The following is a 12295-nucleotide window of genomic DNA, read 5'->3' on the forward strand; positions in this document are numbered from 1 at the left end:
AAAGAATCATTTGTACTACACATATGACAAAAGATGAAAATTATAAAAAAAGTTACATAATTTAATGAAAAAAATAGAAATTTTGTTATGATAGGAGAGTAGTCTATGCCTACTTGTAAGATTATAAGGCTAGAAAAGGAAAGCAGGTGATATGTATGAAAAAAATAACCAAAGGATTGCTCACCATCCTACTTTTCTCTGTTCTCGCGTTTAGTTATCTGAAATCAGCCGAACTTTATATAAACTATAAGAACGACAAATATAAGTATACTGCAAGCGCAGTAAGTCTCGAAAGCAGCTTGCATAAGGAAATCGATGAACAGAACATCTATGAAATCCAAGTACATACGAATGGTGAAAGTCAAAATCAGCCAATTACATCAACTGAAGAGGAAACAATTATGGTCAACTGGTTAAATGATCTCGACAATAATGAGATAACTCAGTTACCAAACCACAGAGTTCAGGTCGATAATGCTGATTTCATTATGTACTTAAAAACTGGTAAAGAACTTAGAGTTAATTTAGATCAAGATACAGTCATCATATCTAGAAATGATAATGATAACAAAACGTTTTCAACATATTTAGTCAGCAGTTACGACAAACCAAATGATTTGCAACGAATTCTAGATATACAGTAAAATTTTGATTCCGTCTCACTATCTTAAGTTTACTTAACGATTGAGACGGAATTTAAGTTTTTAAACTGACTTCCTATAATAAGTATTATGTTAACTAAAATAAAAAAACGTAAAAACAATAATTATTGGTTCTTGTTCCTATTACATCGATTATTAGGAACTTCCCTATTTCCTGTTGACCGTACTTTATTTGCAAGTGATCTATAGCAAACTAATTTTCATGGTTTAAGTAATTCTCTAAGCACTGAAAACTCTATAAAAAACCAATCCATGTCAAATAGATTGGTTTTTGTTAATTATGTTATTTATTGTTCGTCTAAAGCGTCTGGATATACAATTTCATCAAAAACTTCACCAGATGCTTCGTCTTTCATAGAGATGGTAACTGAATACTTTTCTGGGTCTGCGCCATCATAAATTTGATAAATCATTCCCGACATACCCAACGTAATTGTCGCGAAACCATCCATGCTATTTTCATAAGATTCTTTATCTACTATAACAGTGAATTTTGAGAATGAGTCATTGTGGGATATGTCTTTTATAGACACGAAGTCCTCGCTGTTTTTAGTCTCTTCTACAGTTTCTTCTATGCTTGCTCCAATTTCATTCATCAATTCTTTATGGACTGATTTAGACATTTTGTATGTAACTGAACCATCTTCGTTTTCGGTTACTTCTTTAATGCCTTGTTCTTTTGCGCTTGCTATGGTTTCTTCAGTGTTTTCACTTTCAACCATAGAGGCTGGAATGGTTACTTCAACACTAAGAAGTCCCTTATCAACGGCAACCTCACCATCGTCTTTGCTTTTTTCATTGTCTTCCTCTGTTTGATTTGTAGCTGCTTGGCTTTTATCATTATTACTACTTTGCTCATTTGAAGAGCAAGCAGCTAGTAAAGTTAGGGATAATACAAAAATAGTATAACTGATTTTTTTCATATTTTCTCTCCTCTGTTTGGTCTGCTAACAGTATAGCAAACAACATTCGTAAATTGAAGTTATTCCCAAATGGAGTGAGTTTTACAGAATTACATTTATGTTATTTATAATGAGTTAGAAAAAATAGTGAAGTTTTACCTAGTCCCTTCACATGTTCACCTAAAACATTCATCATAATAAAGAACTTCTTTATAGATAGCAAACATGTCATCCACTGCTCTCTTAGCTGCTGAACTAATACCGATGACATTTATGAAACTGTGAAGAAGTGTTTTGTAGTGAACATGTTTTATAAGTAAGCCTTCATTATGTAGTTTCTTTGCAAACGCCTCACCTTCACTACGTAAAGGATCTTTCTCAACAGTAACAATAATAGCTGGTGCTACGTTTGATAGGTTATCCGCTCGTAGCGGTGATACGAGTGGGTCACTCGCTTTGTTTTTCTCTTTCAAATAATGATTCCAGAACCAGGCCATCTTTTCACTCGTTAAGTTATATGTGTGATCTTCTAAGTAAGACTCTGATTCGAGATGGTAGTCTACTACAGGAGTAATTAGTAGTTGAGACTTGAAAACGCTCTTATATACTAAACTCGCAGCTGCTGCAAGATTTGCTCCTGAAGATTCGCCTGAGATCGAAATGTTCGATGAATCTCCCCCGAACCGCTCACCGTTGTCTATTATCCATGTTAATGTATCAAAGACATCATGAAGTGCAGCCGGAAATGGATGCTCTGGAGCTAGTCTATAGCCAACAGATACAATCATACATCTTAGTGATTGGCACATGTAACGACAGAAGTTATCACTGCTATCGATCGAACCGAATACCCATCCACCTCCGTGACAATATAGAACGATTGGTAATTCTTTAGTTGATTCGTTGGGTGTATAAATCCGAATCGGAATGCCATGTTGGCCGACCTCTGTTTGGTAGACTGTAAGGTCATCCACTGTGATTGGCGTGAAGAATTCTCTTGCTTCTTCATAGTAATACCGAGACTGTTCAGGAGATAGAACGCTTAGTTCAGGATGCTTCAGTTCCTTCATTCGCTCTCCGATACGTGCAAGAAGCTTCATAGTGGATGGATCAATGTGACCCATTTGACGTTTGCTCCCCACAAAAGTTATTATTAACCTCTCCATTCAATGTAGCTTTATATGGATATTGAGCACAGTAGTCAAGAAGAGCTTGTTTTTCAATCGCTACTAGTTTTGCTTTCTTCGTTTTTATCTCAATCTCTTTTAGTTCCTTTGCACCTAATCGCTTAATGATCGGCAGAATGATGCGGTTCCTAACATCTGGCTCTCCTATTATACGAGTTGCTCCGTATTTATTGAAAAGAAAGTATCCCATAGCGAGAATAATGGCTTCTCCATCTGTTGGGTTTAAGTATTCACGCGGTCCAATCAATAAGTGCATACCAAGATCACCTGATTGAGCGGCATAATAGTTGTTAATAGGGTCTTCTTTTATGTTATAAGCTATTAGGTAGCATGCAGGTTCATTATCGATGTATCCCATATACACGTCTTTATAGCTTGCTTCAGTTGATTTTGTTAACCATGTGTGAAGATCTTCCATAGAGAGGTCAAGTTTCCAAAACGGTTTAATGTGCTTTTGGTGCATCCATCTGTGGAGAATTGGTAAGTCTTCCTCGACCTGAACTGAACGGAATGAAATGGTCCTGTTGAGATGAGAAAACGTGCATTCTACTTCTTCGATCTTTTCCATTATGTTTTCCTCCTTATAAAAAAAGCGGGGGAGCTCCCCGCTCTATTAATTCTGTATTTTACCTGCAAACTGATGCAGGGCGTTTGTTACCTTTCCAAATTCAGATGCGTGCGGACGGTCATCGCCGTCACCATAACCGTAGTCAACCATTCGGTTTCGGTTAAGGGTAAGCTTTGTGAGCTCTGGTTTAAAGAAATCAAATAGTTGGAATCGCTCTGAAAGCTCTGGGAATTGGCTCTGGTAAGCTTGGATACTGTCTGCTAGCTTACTCCAGAACGTCTCTTCATCCATGAGATCGGAGCGTTCTAAGACAGACGACATGTAACGTAGATGACAAATGAATAAGCCTGTAAAGATGAATTGAGTTAGTCCTTCAGGCGGCTCACTTCTCAATACTTTTTTCAAATCATTTGTTAACGTGCTGAGCTCTTCGAACGGCTGATCACTAATGTTCACATCATCAACGAAATCCTTCACCGCTAATCGATGTGGCTTGTAATCCTTTAGAACAAGAATCGTATTTTGACCGTGTGGAGAGAATACGACGCCATAACGATAGAGGTAATGAAGAAGTGGCTTCAGTGTCACATCCATGAACGAAGTGATCCACTCATCTGTTGTTAAACCTGACTTCTCAATCAAACTTTTTACAAAAGGTTTCCCGTCATGATCTTCATAATGAAGCGAAGCAAGTGTGATAGCTTGCTCACCTTCTTCAAGGTACGTGTAGATGCTTTCTCGGTATATAACACCTAACATTTCTAGATACTGATAAGGGGCGTTCGGTAAATTGAGATAGTGCTGTTGGTCAACGTTTAAACTGGCAATCTCTCCTGGTAAAATAACGCGACACTCATTTTTTAAAAAGTCGTCTTCTTCATAAATTTCTTGTATGAAACGTGTGATTGTCGGAGCGATTAGCGTTCGTTCAGCTGGAAGTCCGCGGTATACGAGCGTATTTAGAATGCTCATCGGTAACTTCACGTGATGCTTCTCTTTATGTGTCATATTAACGAATGTACGGACCGACTGTTGAGGTAAATAGCGGTCAGATGATTCGGCTAGCGGAATGATCACCTTTTTCGCGATTTCACCTGGGAAGTTTTGAATGATTGTGTTCTTCCACTGCCATTCATGAATTGGCATGAGGTAGTAGTCGTTCTCATGCACATTTTGCTGTGTGATCATGTTAGAAAAACGTCGAAGGTCTTCTTCTGACAACACTTCTTTTATAAGGTGCTCATAGGACGCTTCTCCAACCGATTGGAACGAACTGCTGTCTTTATGAACCGCTATCCAGGAGAGCGATAATTCATTTTGTTGTTCAGGTGCATAGGAAAGGTAATCGTCATACCCAAACCCAATACGTCCCTTGTTGTAGGTAATCCAAGGGTGTCCGGTCATATACCCTTCAAGGTGTGCATAATCGAAATCGATTAAATCGTCTGATGACACGTGGTTTGAAAGTAGATGAAGATCGGCTAGAAGTGTCTGATTCAACTCCTTGATCAGGTGACCAGCCGTTTCACTCACCATCCCGATGATCGGTTGAATATCAAGGAGAAAATCGATCGCGCTCGTTGCTTCAACTGTGTTCTCTCCTTGATGAATGAAAATGGATTCAGGATCAACATAGAAACTATCAAATAAGCGACGCTTTGCACCGTAAACATACGTTTTTGATTCGTTAATGTTCAATCTACACGTTAACCATCCGTTCTCCTTTTCTGCAACTTCAGGTTTAATCATTCCCTCATACATATACTCTGACATCATTTTTGCTAGTAGGGTTTTATTAACAGTAATCCAATGATCTTCTGTTAACACATTCGTTAGTTCATTTTTGTATTGCATCGATCTACGCCTCCTTTATGTAGTAGCAAGAATTTTCGCTCCGAATGATTGGAACACATTTTGATTCTGAACGTGATACACCTCATGTCCCATGATCTTGTTTAAAATAACAGCGTTTCGGTGTGCACCAAGACCCAAGTCTGGAGCTCCTACGCCGTGTGAATGGAGCTCTCCGTTTTGAATAAACAGCCCACCATGGTCTTCTCCTATTGTTTCAATTTGATACTCTTCTAAAATGGATAATCTTCCGAGTTCATCTTTCACAACATATGTATCTTGTAAGAATGTAGGTGTTGACTGCTTATAACCCGTACAGAGAATGACTTTATCTGCTTCAATCATGATATCTTCATTCGTGATGGATTGTTTTCCTGATAGTTGCCACTTTCCACCGTCATTCACGATGTTCGTGACGTTCGTCATGGCTTGGAGATGGAGATCAGGTTCTACTCCACCAACTGACTTTTCATACAGAAGGTCATATATACTCGCAATTGTGTCAGCACTAATTCCTTTATAGAGTAATCCTTGCTCGGAAAGCAGGCTATCTTTCTTGTCCTGATCTAGGCTATAGAAGAACTTCGTATAGTCTGGTGAGAAATACTCTAATCCAAGCTTAGAATATTCCATTGGGAAAAAGCCGTTTGAACGTGTGTACCAGCTTAGTGAATAGTCTCTTTCTTCTTGATCTAATGCTAAGTCATAGAAAATTTCTGCTGCGCTTTGTCCACTACCGATGACAGCAATTGATTCGTTCGGTTTAATGTGTTTCTTTTGGTCCTTGTACTGTGATGAATGAAAGACCGAATTTCCAAGCGCATGCTGAAACGTCTCAGGAACGTGAGGAATAGAACCTATGCCAAGCACCACATGCTTTGCATGGACTACTTTCGTTTCTAACGTTTGCACATTCTGAACAATTACTTCATAATACGTTTCTTCCTGCGATAAGCGTATTGGGTCCACAGATTGGACACGATAGCCAAAATGGCATGAAGAAAGCTCTTCCGTCACCCATTTGCAATAGTGGTTGTATTCCTTTCTTGGAATATGGAATTTTTCTAAGAAATAAAAATGGTACATTCGGTTGTGTTCTTGAAGATAATGCAGAAAGCTGTATTTGCTTCGAACGTCCGCCATGCTAACGAGATCCGCAAAAAACGGAACTTGAAGTGTGGTTCCATCAATCATCATGCCAGGATGCCAATCAAATGACTCTTTCTGATCGAATAACGCCACGTCAAGGTCAAGTGGATCCGCTAGAGCGGCAAACCCTAAATTAAATGGTCCTATACCTACTCCAACTACATCGTAGGATTCGTTAAGCATTTCCCCACATCCTTTCGAATTGATCACGCTCACAAAACATTAATAACCCCGTTTTGTCTGGCAGTGTGATTGGATAAGCAGGCTCAAAGCCGCACTTCTGAAATACATGAATCATCTTTTCGTTTCGAATGTCAGGTTCCGCAATCACCCGTTTTGTTCGCTTTTCTTTAAATTGTTTAGCAACCATCTCTCGTAAGAGTGGAAGAGCAAGTCCTTTTCCAAGGTACTCCTTCTCTCCTATGAGCAAGTGAACGCCTTGATCGTAAGGTTCGCTTTCATACGTATCTTCTGTTACATCACTCTTCACCCAGTAAGCCTCCCAGTAGCTAATCGGGTTTCCATCAACCATTCCTACATAAAGGGATTGATGAGTGTCAGCTAGCGCTTTTTTGAGATGATTTTTAAAGACATCTAAAGAGACATTGAGATTCCAGAAAGGATGAACGTGGTCCTCATTCATCCATCTATGGAGCAGTTCAACATCACGCTTAAAATCGACGCGTTGAAAGGAAATCGTTGTTACAGTATCAGTTCCCATAAGTAACATGTACTTCCTTTGCGATCGGATTCGGGACCATAGTGTAAACAGACTGTGTTTCAAGCGAACCTACAAGCTCGTCCATATCATATAAACGGGTTAGTAGATTTGCTTTGCATGATAGTACAGGATCATTAAGCAGGCTGTTAATTAAAGGTGAGCCTTCACTATGCTCATAGTTTGAGAGTCTTGTTCTGACAAGACCGATAAGGTCATCTTCATGAGCTAATCCACTACTTCCAAAACCGTTGATAAGACCAAACAGATGGTTAAAGAAAAGATAGTATGTGAACCGCTCAACCGCTACTTCATCTGAACAGATCGTATCACTTCGATCGTTAAGCGAAGGCAGGTGCGCTTTTAAAGCAGATGCTTTCGACTCGCTGAAATAGTAGCCTTGATTATCACGATAATAGAAATGCTTCGGATAGCCTTCTTCTAATGTAACGACCGAGTTTTGTTGGTGAGCTTCTAGTGATAATCCATACTTGTGATGAAGCCAAAGCATGGGCTCTAAAGTGAGATCAAGATACTTCTCAAACCAGTCACGACTTACCAATTCCAACGAGCGTCTTTCTCTCCGCGCGATGGAATGGATAATAGAAGATAGCCTGGATTTCCCTCCAAAAGCGTGATCTTGGCAGAGTGCAGCGATACACGTCGACTGGCTACTTCTAGGATAGAAAGGATTCTCGCGAATGACGGTTTCAAATCCTTTTACACGTTCAATGTTTACGTAAGCTGGGTCCTGCATGATTTCAAATCCGGGAAAACGAGAATTCAATTCTGTACCAAACGAAGTTGACAGCAAACGTGACACTTCAACTCCACGATCTAGCTCTTTCTGTTGATTAATACGTAGAGAGTTCGTGATTTTAATCGGAACAGAAAACTTGTACATGTATTTGGAATCTTGGTTGTATACGGTTCGGAACGAAGATGTTGCTGCAAATGGTTTTCCAACAGGACCAATGTATTGAAGATCACCATGAAGCAGAAGATCTTGTACATCTTCTTGTTCTAGAAGGTTCATAGCTTGAAGCGGATGGACTGGAATCAAGACAAGATGATCGAATTGTTCCAACCATTCTTGATCAACTCCAGTATCCTGTTTAAGTTCCTGCTTAATAATGTCACTTGCATCAAGATCTAAATTAGAATCCTCTATCACGATTGATGGATGAGCGCTAAAGTAATGAAGTTGGAAGCTCCCTTTCCATTCAGGTGAATACTTTTCATTGTCTCGATCACTTAATCCCTGCTTGCTTTTCGGTGTTGGGTGTAACAGGTGACCTAGTAGCAATGATTGTTCTGTATCAATAAACTCAAATTCTCCCTCACTTAATGCTTCACTATCTGTTTCACGTTCAATTAATGAAGCTTCAATGGCTTGTTTGCTTAACATTACACGCATGATAAGCTCGTCTTCCGCGCCACTTCTATTTTGATCGAGGAGAATTTCCTTAGTAATCAATGTAGTCAATGTCACATAATCAAGCGGTAACAATGCGCCATTCGCCACTTTGTAATACATCGGGAAGTGAAACAAATGCCTACCTGTCATGGACCAGTACTTAATCGGGATAATTAGCTCCATCCCTTGCCTTGGTAATGGACTTGAGATGATGTTCTCATAAGAAGCTAATGACTCATTGCGGGCGATTATTTTATGAAAATGAGCTGTTTCTCTTAAATAACAATTTAAAAAGCTTTGCATCGTTGCGCGTTCAGCAAAATCCTTTGCATGCTTCAAACGTGTTTCCTCCATTTCTCACCTAGAACTCGGATCCGATCTATAATGTCTATGACATCCTTAAGTGTCGTCCGCGGGTTTAACATCGTGAATTTTAAGTAGTTCTTTCCATCTATCGTCGTTTTCGCAATTGCTGCATATGAGTGATACAGCTCCTGCTGTATATTACGATTCACTTGGTTTATTTCTTGATCACTAACATATCGAAAGACGACTGTATTTAGTTCGGGTTCTTTCGTTAGCACCTCGAAATCATTTTGCTCACTAAGGTAATCAGCTACGTCAGTTGCTAGCTCAAAAGTAGAGTCAATCAACCTTGCAAAAAGGTTCGTTCCAATCGTTTTAAGAGAAAGATAGAGCTTTAAAGAATCGAAACGCCGTGTCGTTTGCGTTGATTTGGAAACAAGATTTAGAATTCCCTCATCGCGATCCTCTTCTGGATTTAAATAATCTGCAACATGATTCATCAAGTTAAAGTGCTTACCATTCTTCAAGAGAAACGCTCCGCACGAGATCGGTTGATAGAAAAGTTTATGGAAATCGACTGTGATAGAGTTTGCTTGATGAATGCCATTCAATTTCTCTCGATGAGAATGAGAAAGAATGAGTGCACCTCCAAAGGCAGCGTCTATGTGTAGCCATATATTCTCTTCTTTAGCGATGACCGCTAGTTCCTGTATGGGATCGATGCTACCAAAATCCGTTGTTCCACACGTTCCTACGATTAGGAAAGGAACTAAACCTTCCGACTTCATCTCAGCGATCTTTGAGCGTAAATGAGAAAGCGACATGCGATGGTTTTCATCGGTTTGAACGGTTATTACAGCGTTTTCGCCTAATCCTAGCTGTGCAGCTGATTTTTTCACTGTAAAGTGAGCGCTCTCAGAACAAAGAATTCTCATTCGATTGAATTGCGCCGGTAATCCGCTCTGTTTCACATCATAATCCCATTGTTTTTTGCAGTAATCGTCTCTTGCTAATAACACCGACATATAGTTTGACTGTGTCCCGCCACTAGTGAAAACACCATCTGATGCTTCGCTGTACCCGAACTGACTTGTGAGCCATTGGATCATTTCCTGATCCATAAACGTAGCGGAGGGACTTTGATCCCATGAATCTAACGATTGATTCATAGCTCCGATCAAGAGCTCACCCACCACAGCCGGAATAAGTGGGGGACAGTGTAGGTGGGCGATGCTTTTTTCGTTTGAAATAAACAGGCTATTGTCTATCACCGTTTTGTTGAGGTCATCTATTACATCCGAAAAGGAAGTTTGATCTTCTCGGAATGTAACAAGCTGACGAATCTCACTTTCAACTTCTTCAGGTGCTTTTCCGCTGTATGGATGTTCAGAGCTTTGTAACGAGCTGATCAATGTTTCTGTCGCTTTGAGGAGCTGGTCCCTCAGCTCTCTTGATCCAACACCATTATTTAAAATTGTTGTATCAAACGGATTTGCTTTAATCGTTGTGTTCATCCTATTTCTCCTATAGCCGCTTGAATAGCACTTTTGATAATCGTAATAACTTCCTCTACTTGGTTTTCTGTAATAATAAGCGGTGGAAGAATACGGATGACACTCCCGTGACGACCTCCTACTTCTAAAATCAACCCTCTCTCAAAGCATTCTCGTTGAACGAGACTTGCTAATGCTGGGTTTGCAGGAAGTCCGCCAGTTTTCGTTGCTGGTTTCATCGAATCCACCATTTCAACACCTAGCATTAACCCTCTTCCCCTTACATCTCCTATTTCAGGAAAGTCTTCTGCAAATGAAGATAATGCGGATAAGAATTTTGATCCCATTTTTTCAGCATGCTCATACAGTCGGTTTTCTTTAATGAATTTAAGAGAAGCTGTTCCAGCTGCCATTGCCATTTGATTTCCTCTAAACGTTCCGATGTGCGCACCTGGATTCCACTTGTCTAGCTTTTTATCGTAAATAACCACAGAAAGAGGAAGACTGCCACCGATTGCTTTAGAAAGAACGATAACGTCTGGTGTAATGCTTGCGTGTTCAAATGCAAACAGTTTACCAGTTCGGCCGATTCCTGTTTGAATTTCATCTATGATCAGTGGGATGCCTCGTTCTTCAGTTATGCGTCTCATTTCTTTAAGCCATTCGATCGGTGCTGGAACAGAACCACCTTCTCCCTGTACAACTTCAAGAATCATAGCTGCAGGAGGGAGAATACCACTTTCAGGGTCATCTAGTAAGTTCTCAATATATGTACTTGATAGTTTGTGTCCTTCCTCCCCAACCCCATAAGGGCATCGGTATGCGTATGGATACGGAAGGAAATGTGTATCAGGCATAAGACCTTGAACTCGTTCTTTAGGAGCTAGGTTCCCGCTGATTGCCATTGTTCCATGTGTCGATCCATGATAGCCTCCCTGAAACGTTAAGATGGAGCTTCTACCTGTCGCCGTTTTCACTAGTTTAAGCGCTGCTTCAATTGCATCTCCACCTGTTGGTCCACAGAACTGAATTTTGGCTCGGTCGGCAAACCCACCAGGTAAACTTGAGAAGATTTCATTTACAAATTCCTCTTTAACCGGTGTTGTTAGATCCAATGTATGTAATGGTCGTTTATTATGAATAACCTGCTGCATGGCTTGGATTAAGACGGGGTGATTGTGTCCTAGCGCAAGAGTACCGGCTCCTGCTAGGCAATCAATGTATCGTTTACCCTCCATATCTGTTACGAAAATTCCTTCAGCTTGATCAATCGCAATAGGTATTCTTCTCGGATAGGAACGAGCATTGGATTCTCGATGCTCCTGTTGCTGTAGTAGTATGTGGTTGGTCACTTTCTCCTCGGTAATCATCATTAAAACTCCTTTTTCAATTGATAATCATTTTCAATAACTCCACTTACAAGGATAAATGAGAACGATTATCATCGTCAATCATACTTGAGAACTATTATCAATTAAGTTGATTAGTAGGATATAGGTCAATAGACGGTGGAAATTACAAAATAATCTCAATTTCATGTACCGATATACACGTTAAATGACAATTTAATGCTGTTAAATTTTTTGTTCAAAAATCTAGAAATCAACAATATGAGTTATCATAGCTTAAAAATAAAACTCACAGAAGTGTTGAGTTCTGTGAGTGAATAAACCAATTTGTTCTGTTAACGTTCTCTTTTATTTTAAATCATCTTTGATCGCATTCGTAAATTCTTGTATGGCACTGTTGTCTATGCCCATGTTTTTCGCAGTGTCAGTCAGGTCTGTGAAAGATTGATTTGTTCCATTGTTCGAAGAATAGTGAGCGTTTTGCTGGGAAGATGCGTGGTTCTTTCCATTCGACATTCCTTGGGAAGAATGTTGATTTGTACTATTCTCATTTCTAAACCGGTTGGACAATCCGTATGCAGCCGCTCCACCTACAGCACTTAATACCATCATTGTTGCTGTTCTTCCTTTACCTTGATTGTTCTTTTTCTTATTCACGAAAGTTCACTTCCTTAAGTGCAATTTTAGTCACAT

Annotated in this window: 11 protein-coding genes; 1 reads left to right on the forward strand and 10 read right to left on the reverse strand. The window is 39.7% G+C overall.

Features of this window, described 5'->3' with window-relative positions; genetic code table 11:
- Positions 1–155: 155 nt before the first annotated feature.
- On the forward strand, positions 156–644 hold the full coding sequence (locus AB986_RS02935) for a hypothetical protein (protein WP_048309388.1): 489 nt from the start codon (positions 156–158) through the stop codon (positions 642–644).
- A gap of 305 nt (positions 645–949) precedes the next feature.
- On the opposite strand, the gene AB986_RS02940 is transcribed toward AB986_RS02935, so the two are convergent.
- From AB986_RS02940 to AB986_RS02985, 10 genes are all read right to left on the reverse strand, one after another.
- The gene (locus tag AB986_RS02940; protein ID WP_048309393.1) at positions 950–1585 is read right to left on the reverse strand and encodes a hypothetical protein; all 636 of its coding nucleotides are present in this window, start codon (positions 1583–1585) and stop codon (positions 950–952) included.
- A gap of 155 nt (positions 1586–1740) precedes the next feature.
- Positions 1741–2688, reverse strand: coding sequence for an alpha/beta hydrolase (locus AB986_RS02945; protein WP_048309394.1), 948 nt, complete (start codon positions 2686–2688; stop codon positions 1741–1743).
- Positions 2675–3319 (reverse strand): GNAT family N-acetyltransferase, encoded by a 645-nt coding sequence (locus AB986_RS02950; RefSeq protein WP_053216015.1) that lies wholly within the window; start codon positions 3317–3319, stop codon positions 2675–2677. Before AB986_RS02950 ends, AB986_RS02945 begins: the two co-directional genes overlap by 14 nt.
- A gap of 45 nt (positions 3320–3364) precedes the next feature.
- Positions 3365–5173, reverse strand: a complete 1809-nt coding sequence (locus tag AB986_RS02955) for an IucA/IucC family protein (protein WP_048309396.1) — start codon at positions 5171–5173, stop codon at positions 3365–3367.
- A gap of 15 nt (positions 5174–5188) precedes the next feature.
- Complete coding sequence (locus tag AB986_RS02960; protein WP_048309399.1) at positions 5189–6502, reverse strand: lysine N(6)-hydroxylase/L-ornithine N(5)-oxygenase family protein; 1314 nt, start codon at positions 6500–6502, stop codon at positions 5189–5191.
- Positions 6495–7040, reverse strand: a complete 546-nt coding sequence (locus AB986_RS02965; RefSeq protein WP_048309400.1) for a GNAT family N-acetyltransferase — start codon at positions 7038–7040, stop codon at positions 6495–6497. Before AB986_RS02965 ends, AB986_RS02960 begins: the two co-directional genes overlap by 8 nt.
- Positions 7030–8793, reverse strand: coding sequence for an IucA/IucC family protein (locus AB986_RS02970; protein WP_152670907.1), 1764 nt, complete (start codon positions 8791–8793; stop codon positions 7030–7032). The genes AB986_RS02965 and AB986_RS02970 overlap by 11 nt, the downstream gene beginning before the upstream one ends.
- On the reverse strand, positions 8790–10274 hold the full coding sequence (locus AB986_RS02975; RefSeq protein WP_048309402.1) for a pyridoxal phosphate-dependent decarboxylase family protein: 1485 nt from the start codon (positions 10272–10274) through the stop codon (positions 8790–8792). The genes AB986_RS02970 and AB986_RS02975 overlap by 4 nt, the downstream gene beginning before the upstream one ends.
- The gene (locus AB986_RS02980) at positions 10271–11623 is read right to left on the reverse strand and encodes an aspartate aminotransferase family protein (RefSeq protein WP_048309403.1); all 1353 of its coding nucleotides are present in this window, start codon (positions 11621–11623) and stop codon (positions 10271–10273) included. Before AB986_RS02980 ends, AB986_RS02975 begins: the two co-directional genes overlap by 4 nt.
- Positions 11624–11950: 327 nt before the next feature.
- Positions 11951–12259 (reverse strand): hypothetical protein, encoded by a 309-nt coding sequence (locus AB986_RS02985; RefSeq protein WP_048309404.1) that lies wholly within the window; start codon positions 12257–12259, stop codon positions 11951–11953.
- Positions 12260–12295: the final 36 nt, after the last annotated feature.

This window comes from Guptibacillus hwajinpoensis, from assembly GCF_001039475.1.
Taxonomy (GTDB): domain Bacteria; phylum Bacillota; class Bacilli; order Bacillales; family Guptibacillaceae; genus Guptibacillus; species Guptibacillus hwajinpoensis.

What these genes read in the sequence shown, in the direction of transcription:
- AB986_RS02950 (WP_053216015.1), bottom strand. Translation starts at nt 3,319, where the DNA reads ATGGAAAAGATCGAAGAAGTAGAATGCACGTTTTCTCATCTCAACAGG.
- AB986_RS02975 (WP_048309402.1), bottom strand. Translation starts at nt 10,274, where the DNA reads ATGAACACAACGATTAAAGCAAATCCGTTTGATACAACAATTTTAAAT.
- AB986_RS02940 (WP_048309393.1), bottom strand. Translation starts at nt 1,585, where the DNA reads ATGAAAAAAATCAGTTATACTATTTTTGTATTATCCCTAACTTTACTA.
- AB986_RS02965 (WP_048309400.1), bottom strand. Translation starts at nt 7,040, where the DNA reads ATGGGAACTGATACTGTAACAACGATTTCCTTTCAACGCGTCGATTTT.
- AB986_RS02960 (WP_048309399.1), bottom strand. Translation starts at nt 6,502, where the DNA reads ATGCTTAACGAATCCTACGATGTAGTTGGAGTAGGTATAGGACCATTT.
- AB986_RS02935 (WP_048309388.1), top strand. Translation starts at nt 156, where the DNA reads ATGAAAAAAATAACCAAAGGATTGCTCACCATCCTACTTTTCTCTGTT.
- AB986_RS02955 (WP_048309396.1), bottom strand. Translation starts at nt 5,173, where the DNA reads ATGCAATACAAAAATGAACTAACGAATGTGTTAACAGAAGATCATTGG.
- AB986_RS02945 (WP_048309394.1), bottom strand. Translation starts at nt 2,688, where the DNA reads ATGGGTCACATTGATCCATCCACTATGAAGCTTCTTGCACGTATCGGA.
- AB986_RS02980 (WP_048309403.1), bottom strand. Translation starts at nt 11,623, where the DNA reads ATGATTACCGAGGAGAAAGTGACCAACCACATACTACTACAGCAACAG.